General features: G+C 37.7%; 12 protein-coding genes. All 12 read left to right on the top strand.

All coding sequences use genetic code 11. The features are described 5' to 3' along the window. Nucleotides 1-100: 100 nt before the first annotated feature. The 12 genes from ACWPVE_RS02890 (at nt 101) to ACWPVE_RS02835 (ending at nt 19,246) form a co-directional block, all read left to right on the top strand. Nucleotides 101-3,343, top strand: coding sequence for a BTAD domain-containing putative transcriptional regulator (locus ACWPVE_RS02890; RefSeq protein ID WP_453990556.1), 3,243 nt, complete (start codon nt 101-103; stop codon nt 3,341-3,343). A gap of 253 nt (nt 3,344-3,596) precedes the next feature. Continuing rightward, the gene (locus ACWPVE_RS02885; protein WP_453990846.1) at nt 3,597-4,799 is read left to right on the top strand and encodes a substrate-binding domain-containing protein; all 1,203 of its coding nucleotides are present in this window, start codon (nt 3,597-3,599) and stop codon (nt 4,797-4,799) included. A 68-nt stretch (nt 4,800-4,867) separates the two neighbouring features. Further along, nucleotides 4,868-5,635: an ABC transporter ATP-binding protein gene (locus tag ACWPVE_RS02880; RefSeq protein ID WP_453990555.1), complete on the top strand. Its 768-nt coding sequence runs from the start codon at nt 4,868-4,870 to the stop codon at nt 5,633-5,635. Continuing rightward, the gene (locus ACWPVE_RS02875; RefSeq protein WP_453990554.1) at nt 5,619-6,326 is read left to right on the top strand and encodes an ABC transporter ATP-binding protein; all 708 of its coding nucleotides are present in this window, start codon (nt 5,619-5,621) and stop codon (nt 6,324-6,326) included. Before ACWPVE_RS02880 ends, ACWPVE_RS02875 begins: the two co-directional genes overlap by 17 nt. A 144-nt stretch (nt 6,327-6,470) precedes the next feature. Beyond that, a complete protein-coding gene (locus ACWPVE_RS02870; RefSeq protein ID WP_453990553.1) occupies nt 6,471-7,331 on the top strand; it encodes a branched-chain amino acid ABC transporter permease in 861 nt (286 codons plus the stop codon). Nucleotides 7,332-7,335: 4 nt separating this feature from the next. Next, complete coding sequence (locus ACWPVE_RS02865) at nt 7,336-8,343, top strand: branched-chain amino acid ABC transporter permease (RefSeq protein ID WP_453990552.1); 1,008 nt, start codon at nt 7,336-7,338, stop codon at nt 8,341-8,343. Nucleotides 8,344-8,355: 12 nt separating this feature from the next. After that, the gene (locus tag ACWPVE_RS02860) at nt 8,356-8,535 is read left to right on the top strand and encodes a hypothetical protein (protein WP_453990551.1); all 180 of its coding nucleotides are present in this window, start codon (nt 8,356-8,358) and stop codon (nt 8,533-8,535) included. Between the two features lie 6 nt (nt 8,536-8,541). Then, nucleotides 8,542-9,555, top strand: a complete 1,014-nt coding sequence (locus ACWPVE_RS02855) for a 3-oxoacyl-ACP synthase (protein ID WP_453990550.1) — start codon at nt 8,542-8,544, stop codon at nt 9,553-9,555. Further along, nucleotides 9,555-10,466 (top strand): intracellular short-chain-length polyhydroxyalkanoate depolymerase, encoded by a 912-nt coding sequence (phaZ, locus tag ACWPVE_RS02850; RefSeq protein WP_453990549.1) that lies wholly within the window; start codon nt 9,555-9,557, stop codon nt 10,464-10,466. The genes ACWPVE_RS02855 and phaZ overlap by 1 nt, the downstream gene beginning before the upstream one ends. Continuing rightward, nucleotides 10,463-11,200: a 3-oxoacyl-ACP reductase FabG gene (fabG, locus tag ACWPVE_RS02845; protein ID WP_453990548.1), complete on the top strand. Its 738-nt coding sequence runs from the start codon at nt 10,463-10,465 to the stop codon at nt 11,198-11,200. Before phaZ ends, fabG begins: the two co-directional genes overlap by 4 nt. Before the next feature lie 900 nt (nt 11,201-12,100). Next, complete coding sequence (locus tag ACWPVE_RS02840) at nt 12,101-13,603, top strand: acyl-CoA synthetase (RefSeq protein ID WP_453990547.1); 1,503 nt, start codon at nt 12,101-12,103, stop codon at nt 13,601-13,603. Between the two features lie 249 nt (nt 13,604-13,852). Next, entirely contained in the window at nt 13,853-19,246 is a 5,394-nt protein-coding gene (locus ACWPVE_RS02835) for a 5'-nucleotidase C-terminal domain-containing protein (RefSeq protein WP_453990546.1), read from the top strand. The last annotated feature ends 436 nt before the right edge of the window (nt 19,247-19,682 follow it).

Below are 19,682 nucleotides of genomic sequence, written 5' to 3'. Positions count from 1 at the left end.
TAAAGAACAAGAAGAAAGAACTCAGCCAGAATTCGAGTTCTTTTTTAGTTTGAATATGATAAAATAGTAGCAAAATTACAAAAAGAAGGGAGGTTATGAGTTGGGTACTAAGATACAAGTTCTCCAGACAAAAATAACTCCACCCAATGTAAAGGATACGATATTACGAAGACCTACCTTAATGAAGAAAATGAAAACGATTCCAAAATATCCGCTCACTATTCTGCACTCAGGGGCAGGGTATGGGAAAACAACTGCACTTGCAGCTTTTATTAATGACCGAAAAGATTTATCTTGCTGGTATAGTATCGGGGCGAATGATGATGACATTATTCCTTTTTTAACATATGTGGTCTATGCGATTCGAAAAAACTACCAGGGCTTCGGAACGGAACTCCTCTCTTTTATTGAAAAGATTGAAAGATATGTTCGAGATGAAGAAATAAGAACGCTTTGCTCTTTATTTATTAATGAAATTTCTGTGCTTCATACAAATATACTGTTGGTTATCGATGACTATCATCTTATTGGACATTCTTCAGCAATTGACCAGTGGATGACGTGGTTAATTCAACATCTTCCTTCAAACTTAAATCTTGTCATCTCGTGCAGGATTAAGCCCAACTGGGATTTTCTAACCTCTATGAATGTGAAAGGAGACCTTCTTGAGATAAAGCAGCGTGAACTTGTATTTTCGTTTGACGAGGTAGATGTTCTATTAAGTGATTTGTACGAACGTGAAATGGATGAAAAAGAGATTGAAAAAATCTTCTCATTGACAGAGGGATGGATTATCGCAATTGGAATGATACGTCAGCAATTAGTTTCTGAAGGAGGATTAGAGTCCATTCTCAATAATAAATCGAAATCGCTTGATGAGTTATTTCGGTTTCTTGCTATGGAAGTTTTCATGAAACAACCTCCAATGATTCAGCAATTTCTTGAAAATACTTGTATTTTTGAAGAATTAAATGGAAAAGTATGTGATGAAGTATTAGGGATTAGAGGCTCAGGTGAGATGCTAAAGGAGCTTTCCGATCAAAATCTCTTTTTGATATCAATTGGGGAAGGTCAATATCGGTATCATGCACTGTTTAAGGAGTTTCTAGAACAGCGTTTATTCTCAATGAATGAGCGCCATTTTCACAATCTGCATATTCAATCAGCGAAATATTATCAAAAAATTGGTGATTTTAATCAAGCAATCTATCATTTAGAAGCAACTCGCGATTTTGAAAGAATTGCAGAAATCCTTCATCAATATGGAGAAAAAATGATTCAAAATGGGCAACTTGTCGGTCTGCTAGACCGGATAAAAGACATACCTGAGTCTCTTATGAACCATTATTACCTGCTGTGGCTCTATAAAGGTGAAGCATTAAGATATCGCTGTTCATATAAAGAGGCTGAAGATTGCTACATAAAGACGATCCAATTAGCAAAATCAGCTAAGGATCTCCGCAGTTTGAGCAAGGCTTACGAGGGACAAGCGAGAATCTACCTTGATACCATTCAGCCAGGTAAAGCAGAGCGTTATTTATTGCAGGCGATTGAAGCACTCGAAGAGCACAAAGATTCTTCAAGTGAAGATAAGAGTAGAGTATATCAACTAATGGCTGAAAATCTTGCAAACGCTGGAAAGGCAAATAAAGCAAAAAAGTGGTATGAAAAAGGGAGAGCCTTAAATATTCCATTACTTGATGGGAATTTAGAGGCAAGACTTTATTTGCGAACTGGCAAGCTAGTGGAAGCAAAAAAAATACTGAGTCAAAAGAAAGTGATAGAACAGGACAACAAAACCAGCCATTTACAACAATCCCATCGAGAAACAGATTTATTATTATCTTTAATCGAGGCATTTATGGGAAATGGACAGGTGGCGAAAGAGCTTGCGGAATCAGGGATAAAACAAGGAGTTCAATTTCAAGCACCTTTTGTTGAAGCTTGTGGTTGGATTCGCATGGGTCACGCTGTGCAACTACTCGAAAAATATGATACATCACTAGCAACACAGTGCTATGAAACAGCTCTTGAAATCATGGACGAACTAAATGTATCAAGGGGGAAAGCAGAGCCGTTGATGGGCTTATGCCTCCTTTATGGTAACAAAGGATTATATGAAAAAGCGATTGAATTTGGCAATAGAGCCTTAGACGAAACAGAAAAAGTGAAGGATGCATGGCTATCTGCACTGATCCTATTATGTATGGGTATCTCAGCTGTTCATAATGAAAAGTGGAACGAAGCTGGACATTATCTAAAACGATGTGAAGGCTTGTTTCAAACTTGTGGTGATCAATATGGAATCGTTTTAACACAGCTTTGGCTGGCATTCTTGCATTACCACCAAAAGGACAGTGATGCTTTTAAAGAAGCCATTACGAGTTTATTAAAGAAAATGCAGGTTGGGGGATATGATTTTATCCTTACAAAGCGAACCACCTTTGGTCCGCTAGATTTATATAATGTCGTTCCATTATTACTAGATGCCCAAAAAGAAGGCATACATCTTCCATATGTTAACCAACTTCTTAATGATTTGGGATACTCAAATATTACTTCACATCCTGGTTACACGTTACGAATTCAAACTTTAGGGAGATTTCGAGTCTGGCTCGGTAGTCAAGAGGTGGAGGAATCCGATTGGCAGAGAGGCAAGGCAAAAGAATTACTTGAGTTGTTTGTTACTATGCGTCATTCAATGATTGATCGCGAAGAAATATTTGCATGTCTTTGGCCAGACCATGATGAATCGGCGGCAGCACGAGACTTTAAGGTTGCATTAAATGCCTTAAATAAGGCGTTAGAGCCAAAACGGGTAGCAAGGTCAACACCATTTTTTATCAAGCGAATAGGTTCATCCTATGGATTGAATCAAGAAGCGGGCTACCAGTTAGATATAATTGAATTTGAAGAATGGATTCATGCAGGATTGCATGAAAAAGATACCGAGCAAATGATCAAATATTTAAGGCAGGCACTAGAATTCTATGAAGGTGATTATTTACCTAACCGTAGATATGAAGACTGGTGCTTAAGTGAAAGAGAGCGGCTTCAGGTATTGTTTCTACGTGGTGCCGAACGCATTTCGCAAGCCTTTGTTCAAACTGAAAGATATGATGAAGCCATTTATTGGTGTGAGCAAATTTTAGCGAAAGACCGCACATGGGAAGAAGCATATCGACTGTTGATGTTCTGTTACTATCATAAAAACAATCGTCCTCAAGCAATTAAGTGGTATAAAAAATGTGTATCTGCTCTAGAAGATGAGCTAGGGGTAACTCCGATGCAACCAACCAAACAAATGTATGAAATGGTACTTCAAACTTCCAAAATAGAATAATCATATAAAAGGGTTAGAACTACAGTACGAACGTAGTTCTAGCCCTTTTTAATATATTTCGATTTGTACAAGCATAAGACTTTAAAGAGTTGATTTATACCTAAATACTTGCCACAAATCTAACGTGTAACTCAGTTGTAACTACCTTCAAGTACGATGAATGCAAAGGTTTTACAGTTTCAAGGAAAAAAAGGGGGAAGGGAAATTGAAAAAAATCTCATTTCGTAAGTTGTTTTTGTTAAGCTTGCTAGCCATGCTAATGGTTGTAGCAGCTGCTTGTAGCTCAGATTCTTCAACTAAAGAAGAGAGCCCAGGGTCAGATGATTCAAACAATTCAAGTGAAGAGACGAAAGATCCGATCAAGATTGGTGTTCTAGCTTCATTAAGTGGTGGGCTCGAATCTTATGGAAAACAAACAACACAAGGATTTGAGTTGGGGCTTGAATACGCAACAGATGGAACGATGGAAGTTAATGGTCAAGAAGTTCAATTTTTTGTAGAGGATACAGAAACAAAGCCAGAGGTAGCGATCCAAAAAGCAACAAAATTAATTGAAGAAGATGGAGTAGACTTCCTAGTTGGAGCATCAAGCTCTGCGGACACCTTAGCAGTACTTCCACTAGCAGAGGAATACGAAAAGATTATGATTGTTGAACCAGCAGCCGCGGATAGTATTACTGGTGCAGATTGGAATGAATATGTCTTTAGAACAGCTCGAAACTCTTCACAAGATGCGGTAGCAGGAGCGGCAGCTATTGCAAAAGAAGGGGTGAAAATTGCGACGCTTGCCCCTGATTATGCATTCGGTCGTGATGGAGTTGCAGCCTTTAAGGAAGCAGCTGAAAAACTAGGTGCTGAAATCATTCATGAAGAATACGCAGACCCTGCAGCAACAGATTTTACTTCAAATATCCAAAAGATTATTGAGGCAAAGCCTGATTATTTATTCGTCGTTTGGGCGGGAGCAAACTCACCGTGGAATCAAATTGCAGATATGAAGGTTCAAGAAAATGGTATAAAAATTTCAACAGGTGCCCCTGATATTCCTGCACTGGCAACCATGAATGCGCTAATTGGGATGGAAGGATTCACTGTATATTATCATGGCCTTCCTGAAAATGAAATGAATGATTGGTTGGTTGAACAGCATAAAGCGAAATTTAATGGAGAAGTTCCAGATTTATTTACTCCAGGTGGTATGACTGCTGCATTAGCCATTGTTGAAGCCATTAAAAAGACGGATGGGGACACAAATGCAGATAAGTTAATTGAGGCAATGGAAGGTATGAGTTTTGATACTCCAAAAGGTACGATGACATTCCGCGAAGAAGACCACCAGGCACTTCAAACATTATATGCCATTCGCTTAGAACAAGTAGATGGTTTTGATTATCCTGTCCCCGTCTTAATGAGAGAGTTAAGTCCAGAAGAAACAGCTCCGCCAATTCGTAACTAACACAATTTAGTGGGCTTCGGTAGAACGATCTATCGAAGCCTCCTTTTAGAAAAAAGAGGTGATATTACGTGAAGAATATAATTGAAACGAAGGATCTGACAATCGCATTTGGAGGACATGTTGCTGTAGATAAGGTCAATTTTACGGTTCCTTCTAATCATTTTAAATCAATCATTGGACCAAATGGTGCAGGGAAAACCACCTTTTTTAATTTGTTAAGTGGTCAGCTTTCACCGACGAATGGTCAAGTTTTCCTAAAGGGTGAAGATATTACGAAGATGTCACCAACCGTCCGTACACGAAAAGGGATCGGTCGTTCTTTTCAAATCACAAATGTTTTTCCAAATCTAACAGTCTTAGAAAATGTTCGTTTAGCTGTACAATCAGTAGCGGGTGTACGTTATCAAATGTTTAAGCATTTTCGTAAATATCGACAATTCGAAGAAAAAGCAATACAGATTTTATCGCTTGTTCTTCTTGATAATAAAGCAAATGCAATTGCGAAAAATTTAGCACATGGCGAAAAACGAAAGTTAGAGATTGCCATGCTTTTGGCATTGGAGACAGAGGTTCTTCTACTTGATGAACCAACTGCAGGAATGTCTCTTGAGGAGGTTCCAGCCATTCTTGATGTGATAAAAAAGATAAAGGCGGAAGGGAATCGAACGATTATTCTAATTGAACACAAGATGGATATGATTCTCGACCTTTCGGATAGTGTAATGGTTTTATTCAATGGAAGATTACTAGCAGACGGGACACCTGAAGAAATTATGAATAATGAAACGGTTCAAACTGCGTATTTAGGAGGTTTATACGATGACACTGCATCTTAAAGTGGAGGGGATTGAGACCTATATTGATCAGTTCCATATCTTACAAGGTGTTTCATTTGAGGTCAAAAGAGGTGAGGTAACTGTTCTATTAGGGAGAAACGGTGCAGGGAAAACCACGACACTCAGGTCGATTATGGGACTCAATCCTCCGACAAAAGGAACCATCGAATATGATGGAAAAAATATTGCAGGCCTCACAACCCATCACATTGCATCTCAAGGAATAGGGTATGTTCCAGAGGACCAAGGTATATTTGGAGATCTGACAGTGGAAGAAAATATGAAGGTTGCGATAAAAAAGGATAATGATGAAACGAAAGAGCGTTTGGAATATATATTGAATCTTTTTCCTGATTTAAAGAAACTTTGGAGGAGCAAAGGTGGCAACCTAAGCGGTGGTCAAAAACAAATGCTTTCAATCGCAAGAGCTTATGTGAATAATAATGACTTGTTGTTGATTGATGAACCTAGCAAGGGATTAGCGCCAATTATCGTTGAAAAGGTGATGGAATCGATACAAGAGATGAAGTCGAAAACAACAATTGTGCTAGTTGAGCAAAATTTTAACATGGCAAGTACAATTGGGGATCGCTTTTTCATCATTGATGATGGAAGAACGGTTCATCACGGCGAAATGCAGGAGTTAAAGGAAAACGAACAACTCCGTAGACAATATTTAGGAATCGCCTAAAGAGAATCATTGCACTTTTGGAATTAGTTTTTAGTGTCTAGTTCCAGCGCCTAGAGGTCAATGAACGCAACCTTCTAGCCAGCTCGTCTTGTGCTTGTCGTGGCTGACAAGGCGCTTGCACTTTTCAGTAGAGGAGGAGAATTTGTGGATGCAATTATCAATTTAACAGTGAATGGTCTTGCTACAGGAATGTTAATTTTCCTACTTGCAGCTGGTCTGACTCTAATATTTGGATTAATGGATGTTCTGAATTTTGCTCACGGTGGTCTATTTGCATGGGGAGCGTATGCAGGAGTTTGGTCATATGGGCAAACTGGTAGTTTTGTAGTTGGTATTATTACGGCACTTATAACGGGTCTTATCTTGGGTTTACTAATGGAGAAATTCATCATCACACCAGTCTATGGAAACCATATTCAACAAATTTTAATTACGCTCGGAGTTATGATCGTTCTTTCCGAGATGCTCAAGGTGGTTTGGGGACCTAATCAATTAAGTGCAAAGACCCCTAGTTATTTAAGTGGAAGCTGGGAATTTGGTGGAGTTATTCTCATAAAGTATCGTTTGTTTATCATTATAATAGGATTTCTTGTTTTTTTTAGCATTTATTATATTCTCAAAAATACAAAGATTGGTCTAATCGTTCGTGCAGGTGTTATTAACAAAGAGATGGTCCAATCACTTGGAATTAATATCAAAAAAATTTTTATGCTTGTGTTTATGGTCGGTGCTTCCATGGCTGCACTCGGTGGTGTTTTACTTGGACCATATTCTGGTCAAATTTATGCAGAGATGGGAATGGAATTTGCCATACTCGCGTTTATCGTCGTTGTCATTGGTGGGATGGGAAATATTACGGGATCTCTATTTGCAGCGATTCTAGTAGGTTTATCAGGTTCCTATATGGCCTATTATGTCCCTGAATTATCTCTTGCAGTGAATATGCTTCTAATGGCGATTGTACTAATTTTTAGACCACAAGGATTATTTGGTGCAAAGGGGTGAGGAAATGAGACTTCTATCTAGTTCTTCAAAGATAACGGTCATATACATTGCAGTTGCTGTATTCCTATTATGCTTTCCATTTATCAATGACACCAGGAGTATATTAATCCTATTTACACAAATCTTTATCTTCGCTGTGTTTGCAATGAGCTATGATATTTTACTAGGCTTTACAGGAATTGTGTCATTCGGGCATGCCATGTTTTTTGGAATCGGGGCGTATACTACTGGTATTTTGTTAAAGCGATTTGAGCCAACAATAATGGTATTTCTACTGTCCATTATTATTGGAATGATTTTAGCTGCTGTATTAAGTTATATAGTAGGTTTACTTTCGTTACGTTTAAAAAGCCACTTTTATGCGATGCTTACGCTAGCATTATCAGGTTTGTTCTTGGTTGCTGCCGAGAAATGGCGTTCACTAACGGCAGGAAATGATGGTTTTACCTTTCGAATCCCAGATCTTCTAAAAGACCGAATGACCCTTTATTTTATAACATTACTTCTGATGATTGTTGTCTTTTTGACATTAAAAAGATTTACAGAATCTCCATTGGGGAGGGTTCTCCAAGCGATTCGCGAAAATGAGCCTCGAACGGAGTCTTTAGGCTACAATGTCATCCATTATAAAATCATTGCTAGTGTCGTAGCGGGAGTTATCGCGAGTGTTTCTGGATCGATGTATGTATTAACCTTACGTTTTGTCAATACATCTGTATTTGCTCTCGATGTAACTTTAGATGCCCTTCTTATGACCATTATTGGAGGAGTAGGGACGCTAGTGGGCGCTATCATTGGTGCTGGGCTAATTGAATTTGCTCACCATTGGTTAACAGGACTCGCAAAGGTTCACTGGATCTTTGAGAGATGGATGATTTTCTTTGGTACATTATATATTTTAGCCGTGATGTTCTTCCCGATGGGAATCGTAGGAACAGTAAAGTCGTGGTTTAATAAACAAAAAGGAAAGAAACAAATAAAGAAGGATGAGAAAGAAAAAATTGCTGGGTAAGGAGCGAGGGTCATGAATGATAACCAAACCATTACTTCATTCGTTGTCCGCTGTGCTCTTATCGATATCGATCACGAGACAATGAAAAAGTCATGGCGAATAAAGGTAAGTCATGTCCAAGGAGAAAATGAAATTGTCGTAACTGACTTAGACGATGCAATCCAGTTTATGAAACGTGTAATTGAGGGGTGACTTACAATGCAATCGGTTGGAATCTTAAGTACGGGTATATACTTACCTAAAGAGTTTGTTACGTCTGAAGATATTTCAATCAAGAGTGGGATTCCTAAGGAAATAATCGAAACAAAACTAGGTATTTTGAAAAAACCAATACCAGGTCCAAATGATCATACGTGTGAAATGGGCATTATAGCTGCAAGAGAAGCAATCAAAAAAGCGAATATAGACCCATTGGATATTGATTTAATTATGTATATAGGAGAAGAACATAAGGAATATCCGCTTTGGACAGCTGCCATTAATATGCAACAGAAATTAGGGGCTACCAATGCATGGGGATATGACGTAGCAATGCGCTGTGGAACAACGATTATGGCTATAAAAGTTGCTAAGGATATGATGAAGTCGGATGATTCCCTCAACACTGTATTACTTGCAGGTGGCTATCGAAATGTCGATTTTATAGATTATGAGAATCCTAGAACACGCTTTATGTATAATTTGGGTGCAGGTGGAGGAGCAATTCTAATACAAAAAAGTGCTCACAAAAATCATGTTCTTGAGAGCCACATTATAACAGACGGAGCATTTTCGGAAGATGTTGTCGTTGTAGCTGGAGGAACCAAGCATCCGATAACGAAAGATGCAATCGAGCAGAAATTAAATATGTTAGATGTTCTCGACCCACAAGGCATGAAACAGCGACTTGAGGAGAAGTCGATGCAAAACTTTCTTCAAGTAATTCGAACCGCGCTTAGAAAAAGTGGATATACGGAAAAAGATATTGATTATCTAGGCATTCTTCACATGAAAAAATCGGCACATGATTATGTGTTAAAAGAACTAGGTCTTTCAGAAGAACAATCTATTTATCTAAATGAGTACGGACATATCGGTCAGATCGATCAAATCATTTCAATGGAATTGGCGGTAAAAAATGGTAAAATAAAAAAAGGAGATCTTGTAGTGCTAGTGAGTGCAGGTATTGGATATGCATGGGGTGCCACCGTAATAAAATGGGGGGATTGTTAATGTCGGTAGTAGAATTAAAAACTGTTAATCTAGCAAATGGCGAAACACTTGGCTACAGGGAACGTCACGGTGGAGATAAGGTCATTTTACTTATTCATGGAAACATGACATCATCCAAACACTGGGATGTAGTTATTGATAGTATTGATAACGATTACAAAGTATATGCAGTTGATATGAGAGGCTTTGGGGTCTCAACTTATCATCATCCTGTACGTTCTATTAAGGATTTTTCTGATGACATTAAACTATTTGTGGATGAATTAGGTTTAACTAATTTTATACTTGCAGGGTGGTCAACAGGCGGTGCGGTAGGAATGCAGTTTGTTGCGGACTATCCAGGAATATGTTCGAAACTCATTTTACTTGCATCAGCATCAACAAGAGGGTATCCATTCTTTGGATTAGGAGCAGACGGCAAAATGGATTTTGCCAATCGGTTAAAGACAATGGAGGATATACAGAAAGATTTGGCACGAACAATCCCAATTCAAACGGCTTATAACAATCGAGACAAAGAAACATTAAAAGCAATTTGGAATGCTGCCATTTACACGAAAAAACAACCTGAAGAAAAACAATATGATGAATACCTCGAAGACATGATGACACAACGAAATCTTGCTGATGTCTATTATGCTTTAAATACGTTTAACATCAGCCATCACCACAATGGTTTAACAGAAGGGAATGGCAAAGTAGATGATATTAAAATCCCAGTTTTGGTCTTGCGCGGTGATCGAGACTTTGTTGTTCTTGAAAATATGGCACAAGAAATTATAGAGGACATAGGAGAGAATGCAACATTTGTAGAACTGAAGGATTGTGGCCATTCCCCATTGATCGACAACCTAGAATTGTTGGTAAATGAAATGCATAAATTTATGAAGCAAAAGGAGCCTACAAAATGAGATTAAAGGATAAAGTAGCAATCATTACTGGTGCAGCAAATGGATTGGGACTTGAAGCTGCTATTACGTTTGTTCGTGAAGGGGCAAAAGTAGCACTTACAGATTATGACAGTACAGGGGCTGAGAGAGCTCAGGAATTGAAAGAACAAGGAGCAGAAGTTGAGTTCTTTCAAATTGACGTAGCAAACCGAGAAAGCGTTGACCAAATGGTTGCTGATGTCATGGAGCGATTTGGTAAGATTGATATTTTAATAAACAATGCTGGGATAACTCGTGATGCCATGCTAACCAAACTTTCACAAGAGGATTTCCAAAAGGTAATTGATGTGAACGTAACAGGTGTTTTTAACTGCACACAGTCAGTTGTTCCACATATGGTTGCAAATGGTAAAGGGAAGATTGTCAGCACCTCATCTGTAACAGGAGTTTATGGGAATGTGGGGCAAACCAATTATGCCGCCTCAAAGGCAGCGGTTATAGGAATGACCAAAACCTGGGCAAAAGAGCTTGGGAGAAAAGGCATTAATGTCAATGCGGTTGTACCTGGTTTTATTGAGACAGGAATGGTGGCAACGGTTCCTGAAAAGGTGATCAATCAGATGAAACAAATGATTCCTCTTCAGCGACTTGGAAAACCATCAGACATCGCGAATGCATATTTATTTTTGTCATCAGATGAATCAGATTATGTAAATGGTACAACCTTACATGTTGACGGTGGGATTATGATGTAGATAGGAGCTGATATGGCTCCTTTTTTTGTTTTAGTAGAAGGTTGGTGATAATCAAGTAAAATTGGAGTAGTTTGGATTTCTATGTGTGTTTGGTGGGTGGTGGTGCTCGATTCTGACTAGAGTGATGATTGTTTCCATGTATTAGGGAGTTGGTAGTACTCGAGTTCAATTGGAGTAGTGTCAGTTTCCAGGTATTAGGATGTTGATGGTCCTCGAACACGGATGGAGTACTGCCACTTTCCAGATATCAGGAGATTGGTAGTACTCGAGTCCAATTGGAGTAATATCATTTTCCAAATATTAGTGAGTTGACGGTACTCGAAATCAAATGGAGTATACCCATTTTCCAGGTATTAGGATGTTGATGGTCCTAGAATACGGATGGAGTACTGCCACTTTCTAAAAATTAGGAGATTGATAGTACTGGATCCCAATTGGAGTAATATCATTTTCTAATTATTAGTGAGTTGACGGTACTCGAAATCAAATGGAGTATACCAATTTTCCAGGTATTAGGATATTGATGGTCCTAGAATACGGATGGAGTACTTTCACTTTCTAGATATTAGGAGATTGGTAGTACTCGAGCCCAATTGGAGTAATATCATTTTCCAAATATTAGTGAGTTGACAGTACTCAAATCCAAATGGATTACATTTACTTTCCATGTATTAGGAGAATGATAGCACTCAAACATAATTGGAGTAAAACGATTTTTCATATAGTAAAACGTCGGTGAAACTTAAAACCAGTTTACATACCACCAACTTCCTAAATATCGAAATTAAGCATCACTGCAGGTTTAACTAAAGTTCTTATCACCATCTTTAGTGTAACTTCCATGTAACTACTATCTCTTATAGTAAGGATAGAATAAAGACGACGTAAGGAGAGATAGTTGTGAGGTGGGAACTGGATTGGATTGCAAATCGGGCTCGACTATCACCTGATTCAATTGCTGTTGTAGATGGAGAAACGGGGGATCGCTTTACTTTTGAAGAATTAAATATACGAGCTGAAAATATGGCCTCTTATTTTAATCATATCGGTATTAAAAAAGGAGATCGAGTCGCATTATTATCCCCAAATGATGTCAGTTATTTCGACCTACTATTTGCGTGCGGGAAAATCGGAGCGATATTTGTACCGTTAAATTGGCGATTAGCAAGTAAAGAACTAGATTATATTCTTTCAAACTCATCACCAAAGCTACTTGTAATAGCGAGCCAATTTGAGAGCTTGATTTTAAACAAAGATTCTAGAAAATGCCTAATTATTCATTCAGAAGAGTATTGTCAGATTATAGAAACCTCAAATATATCCATCGAAAATCATAGCACTATAAATGAAAATGATCCATTAGCGATTATTTATACAGGAGGAACAACGGGCAAGCCGAAAGGAGTCGTCCTCACACATCAATCCATGATGTGGAATGGACTAAATACAATCCTAAGCTGGAATTTGACAGCCGAAGATGTGACATTAACCTACATGCCGATGTTCCATACGGGTGGGCTAAATGCGTTATCCATCCCCATTTTGATGATGGGAGGCAAGGTTGTCATTGCGAACAACTTTGAGCCGAAACGTGCTATCCAAATGATTAATCAAGAAGGGTGTACAGTCGTTTTACTTGTGCCGACAATGTACCATATGATGATAAATACCCCATACTTCAAGGATGTTAGTTTTCCTACGATGCATACTTTTTTATCTGGTGGAGCACCATGTCCGCTTGAAATCTATCAAGCCTTCGAAGAAAAAGGACTGTCTTTTAAAGAGGGGTACGGCTTGACAGAGGCAGGTCCCAATAATTTTTTTATTGATCCAAAGATTTCAAGGTTTCGTAGAGGGTCAGTTGGTAAAGCTATGTATTTTAATGATGTTAAAATTATTTCTCCAGATGGTAATCCAGCAAAGGTTGGTGAAGTGGGAGAGCTTTTAATTCGTGGAAAGCACCTTTTCCATCATTATTGGAATAATCCAGATGCAACAAATGAAGTATATCAAGATGGATGGCTACATACAGGAGATTTGGCACGGTGTGATGAGGAAGGCTATCATTATATTGTTGGCCGTAAAAAGGAAATGATCATTACTGGTGGTGAAAATGTTTACCCATTAGAAGTCGAACAATGCATTAGCCAGCATGCTGCCATTAATGAAGTAGCAGTTATTGGAGTACCTCATCAAAAATGGGGAGAAATGGTCATAGCCTTCGTCTCATTAATGCCGGGACAAAATGTCTCAAAGTCTGAATTAATGGAGTTCTGTCAAGAGAAAATTGGTAAATATAAGGTACCAAAAGAATTTATATTTGTTGACGAACTTCCAAAAACACATGTTGGAAAGATTGACAAAAGCCATCTACAGCAGAAATATAAAGATATCGTTAGTTAAAATATGTATTAATAAAAAGATATAATCTATGAAAAAAACGACTTCAATTTTAATGAGTGGTCGTTTTTTTGTTATGTGAAATAAATATTAACATTATACTAAGACTAATTACCTATTGTTCGTGTATAATGCAAATAATATGTAATACTTTTGTTTAATTTTCGTAAATTTTCTTGACCAATTACCTCGCTGACAGTATTCTGTAGTCGTACCAAATTCTACTAATTTACTAAGTGAGGGGAGAAAACTGTGAAAAAAGGCATAGTAAGAAAACTACTGTTGTTATTATTTACTTTTAGTTTAATAGTACCTACTTTTCTATTAAACTTCGCACCACTTGCAAGTGCGGCAGAAAGAAATACAGAAGTAACTGAAGTACAATCATCCTTTATTACTGTAGCGGAAGCGATTGCAAACAATAGCGGTAAGGCTACGGTGCAAGGGTATATTGTAGGTACAGTTAAGAATGGACCCAGCTACGTTCAAGAGGAACCATTCGGAGTTGCTACAAATCTTGCTTTAGCTGACGATCCAAATGAAAAGGATCCAGCTAAAATCTTGCCTGTTCAGTTACCAAATACAAATATCCGTACAGAATTAAACTTACAAGACCATCCAGAAAACTTCAAAAGGAAGATAGCCATAACAGGTAGTCTAGAAGCATATTTTGGTGCACCTGGATTAAAAAGCGCTTCCTCTTATGAATATCTTGACGATGATACCACCCCTGAAGAACCAAATCCAGACCCTGAACAACCAACTGTTATCAGTATTGCTGATGCACGTACTCAAGGTACTGGAGAAGCAACAGTTAAAGGAATTGTCACTGCCGTATTAAAAAATACGATTCATATTCAAGACGAGACAGCTGCTATTGCCGTTCGTCCAACGTCTTTAGATGTCCAACCTGGTGATGAAATCACAGTTATTGGTTCATTGCAAGATTATAGAGGATTATTACAATTAGATTCCGCTAAATTAATTGAAAAGTCAGATTCTGAGGTGCCAGCCCCAGTTGAATTAGAAGGGGCAAAGGTTAATGAAGAAAATGAATCTAAACTAGCTTTAGTAAAAAACGTAGAATTAATTCATGTTAATAATGGAAATGGCTGGGCAAATTATACAGCAAAAGCCGAAGATGGCACTGAATTCTTAGTTCGAGATGAAAATGATTCCTTAGAACTAAGTGTAGGTGCAATGTACAATTCAATCACTGGCATCGTCCAACAATTTGATCAAGATTATCAAATCATACCACGTGGACAGGCTGATATTATTGAGGATGCTACAAAAGTCCAACCAGTTCATGCGTCTCAACCATCAGGCACTATTCCAGTAGGGACCCAAATAACGTTATCGACTACAACTGAAGGTGCAGATATTTACTATACAATAGATGGCACAGTACCTACAGTTGAAAATGGTCAAAAATACAGCGGACCAATTACAATTAACAAAGACCTTACCATTAAAACAATTGCTGTTAAAGAGGGTTTAGCTGCAAGTGAAATAAAAGAGTTTACGTATAAAGTATACGAAACTAAAGAAATCAAAATCCATGATATCCAAGGGGAATCCCATGAATCTCCATTTAATGGAATAAAAGTTGAACAAGTTGAAGGAATTGTTACATATACCTATAAAATCGGTAGCGGTAACTACTTCCATATGCAAACCCCAGATGAGAAAAAAGATAATAATCCAAAGACATCTGAAGGGATTGTCGTGTATACAGGGAACCAAGCAAATGTAAAGGTTGGTAATCTAGTCAGTGTTACAGGCACAGTCGATGAGTATCATATTGATGGGTATTCTGACACAAAACAAGAAACTGATTTATCCGTTACACAGATTAATGCACGTGATGACAGAGGTGGACAAGTCACAGTAATTGAAGAAAAGGTTGAACTGCCCAAACCAGTAAAAATCACAAGTGAAAACCTTCCAAATCAAGTAATTGATAATGATAGTTTTACAAACTTCGATCCCGAAGAAGATGCTATTGATTTCTGGGAAAGTGTAGAAGGAATGCTTGTTGAAGTAGGAACTGTAAAGGCTGTAGCTCCTCAAGAACATGGCGATTTAATTACAGTCCTGGAAAACAGAAAAACCGATACAATCCACGGTGGTGTTTTATTAACAGAGGACAACGCAAATCCAGATCGTATTCAGTTCAAGATGTACGACAATAATGCTGCTAGAGACTTTGAAGTAGCAACTGGTGACAAATTTACTGGACCTATTACAGGTGTTGTGAATTATGGATTCCAAAACTTTAAGATATATGTTGATCTAGAAGTTATGAAAGCTAAACATGTTGAAGGTCATATACAACCTGAGACAACAACGATTACAAAAGAGGAAGATAAACTAACGATTGCCTCTTATAATTTAGAAAATTTCTCAAATAATCCTAAATCAACAACCAACGATAAAGCACAAAAACTCGCAAGAGCATTTGTCCAGGATATGGAAAGTCCTGACATCATTGGAGTAACAGAAGTCCAAGATAATAATGGACAAGATCCTGGAGATTCAACAGCTAATAAAAGCTATGAACGTTTAATTCAAGCGATTGTTTCTGCAGGTGGTCCAGAATATGAGTACTTAAATATTGACCCTATTAACAATCAAGATGGTGGAGCACCAAATGCAAATATCCGTGTTGGATTCCTATATAATCCAGAACGTGTTTCATTACCTGAAGGTATCCAAGCAGGTGATGCAACAACGGCTGTAGGTTATGAAAATGGTAAATTAACGCATAATCCAGGTCGTATTGATCCTACTAATCCTGCATTTGAGAACAGTCGTAAACCATTAGCTGCACAATTTACCTTCCAAGGTGAAGATATTGTGGTAATTGTTAACCACTGGAATTCCAAATCGGGTGACACGCCATTATTTGGATCAACCCAACCACCGATTTATGGTAGTGAAAAACAGCGTAAACAAATAGCTAACATAGTGTATAACTTTATTGAAGAAATCAAAATGGATAATCCAGATGCAAATATCGTATCAGTTGGAGATTTTAATGATTTCCAATTCTCTGAGTCTCTTAAAATCCACGAAGGTAATTTAATGACAAATATGATTAACAAAGTGGATAAAAATGACCGCTATACTTATTTGTTCCAAGGGAATTCTCAAGTGTTAGACCACATTTTAGTTTCGAATAACTTAGTAGAAAATACGAAAATTGATATTCTTCATATTAATGCAGATTTTACTGACATGGCAGGACGTGCGAGTGATCATGATCCAGTAATGGTTCAAGTTGATTTGGTTGAAGACAATCCTGTTGAAGAAAATTTTGAGCTTAACATTATGCATACAAATGATACACATTCAGCGTTAGACCATATGCCGAAAACAGTTACTGCAGTGAAAGAAATACGTGCTGAAAATCCTGATGCATTACTTCTCCATGCTGGAGATGCCTTAACAGGAACATTATATTTTAATGAATTCCTAGGACAAGCAGATCTAGCCATGATGAATTTAATGGGCTTTGATGCGATGACCTTTGGTAACCATGAATTTGACTTAGGTTCTTCACCAGAAGGACATCAAAGATTAATCGAATTTATCCAAGGTGCAAACTTCCCGTTTGTAAGTAGCAATATTGATTTCTCACAAGATGTTAAATTCAACGGGTTATTCAATGATTCTATTGAATCAGACTATGAAAATGGTCAAATTTACAATGGAATTATTAAAGAAGTTAACGGTGAGAAAGTGGGAATCTTCGGTTTAACGACAGAAGAGACGAAAGATATTTCGAGCCCAGGTTCTATTCTATTTGAAAACTATCTTGAAGAAGCAGAAGCTGCTGTTGCATATTTCGAAGATCAAGGTGTCAATAAAATTATTGCAGTAACTCATATTGGATATGACGATAATGCAGCAATTGATAATGACTTAATTCTTGCTGATAAAGTAGAAGGCATTGACGTGATTGTTGGTGGACATAGCCACACTACATTGTCAGAACCAGTAGTGGTCGCAAATGATGAAACACCTACAATCATCGTTCAAACAGGTAATGCAAATAGTAACCTAGGTGTTTTAGACGTTGTTTTTAATGAAAATGGTGTTGTCGTTGAACATGAAGGAAAACTAGTTTCAATCGGTAATCAAGAAGATGATCCAGAAGCAGTAACTATCTTAGCACCATTCAAAGCAAAAGTAGACGAAGTGGCTAAAACAGAAATTGGTGTAACAACACCAATTGAACTAGAAAATCCACGAACAAGTGGTGACAATTCAAAACCAAGCGTACGAAAAAACGAAACAATTCTTGGTAACCTCATAACAGATGGTATGCTTACAAAAGCCAGAGAATTCACTGGTAAGAATGTAGTGATGGCATTACAAAATGGTGGTGGGATCCGTGCAGCAATTGATGCTGGTCCAATTACTGTTGGCGAAGTCATTACAGTTCTTCCATTTGGGAATACATTAGCTACGATGGAAGTGACGGGTGCCGAATTGAAAGAAGCCTTTGAAAAATCTGTAAGCTCATATCCAGCAGAAAATGGCGGATTCTTACATGTATCTGGTGGTAAGGTAGAATTCGATTCTTCAAAACCTGCAGGGGAGCGTGTAGTTAATGTTTATATTAAAGATGATAATGGAAATCTAGTAGCAGTTGATAATAACACAGTATATACCATTGCAACAAATGCGTTTACAGCTAAAGGCGGAGATGGCTATGACGTATTTGCAAAAGCTTACGAAGAAGGCAGAGTAACGGACTTAGGACTTTCTGATTGGGAAAACTTCCGTGATCATTTAATGAGTATTGGAAGTGAGAATATCCCAACTGAAATTGAAGGTAGAATCGTCGATGTATTCTCAACTCCAGGCGAAGAACAACCGACACCAGGTGAAGAGGAACCTCAAATTATTGTTGTTACTCCTGAGGTTGAAAGAGGAAACAAATATGTAGTAACGGCTAATGATTTGATTGAATTAGAAGATAATGCAACTGTAAGAGTAGAAGTTCCAGCAGAGAAAAATACAATTTTTGTATCATTGACATCCGAAGCGGTTACTAAAATGAAAGAAGCTAATGCAACATTAGTCATTTCGAATGGTATTGTTGAACTTCAAATTCCAGCATCTAACTTACCTGATGGTGAAACGGAGATTAAAGTACAAAAGGACAATCGCAAGGATGCCTTGATTGCTTATGATTTCACAATCAAATCAGATGGCAAGGGGTATCACAAATTTAACGAAAAAGTCACGATGACATTCATCGTGGATTCGAAATTAGTGAAGGATCCGAATAATGTTAAGGTGTTTTATTGGAATCCAGAAAGTAAAAGATGGGAATTGGTCGGTGGCGAATGGAAAGATGGTAAAATTACAGCAACAACCGACCATTTCAGTACTTTTGGAGTGCTAGAAGTTAAAGATTCTAAGGAGACTCCAGTACCTGATACGAAAGACTCTGATAAAAATAACTCAGGTAATAAAGAACCAGGAGTGAAGGGTTCTGATGAATCTAATTCACAAGAAGGCAAAAAGCTTCCAACTACAGCAACTAATACAGGAAACTTATTAGTAGCAGGAATGATGCTAATCCTTGTAGCAGTTAGTCTTGTCTATTTTGTAAGAAGGAAAATGGCATAAAAATGTAAGAAGTATTGAGCTTCAAAAGCCATAGAACTAGGGTTCTATGGCTTTGTTTATAGGGAGTATTTAACATAAATGAATGGGAATGATTTTACTGATTCTCATAATTTAAATCTCAAATTAGACCTAATTGATCCTTTACCTTAGCATATTTTGAGCCCCAGAAAATGTCTTGAAGCCCTTATCTATGGCCCCTTTCTGACTTAATTTGCTGTAGATGTCTTGAATTTCTTCTTCGCTTTCACATTCTAGTGTAAGAGAAATGTGATTTCCGACAGTTACTTCTTGACCAGGGAATGTATCCGAAACCATGAGAAATAGTTCTTCTTTCTTTAATTTTGCATGAATGATTCGATAATCAGCCTCAGGCGGAGTTGGATACTCAGTTTCACCTAATGTCTAAATTTCTGTAATTTCTCCACCAAGAGTATGT

It is taken from the genome of Bacillus nitroreducens (assembly GCF_964021195.1).
The sequence above is the reverse complement of the archived record's forward strand: the minus strand, read 5'-3'. Positions and strand labels throughout refer to the sequence as shown.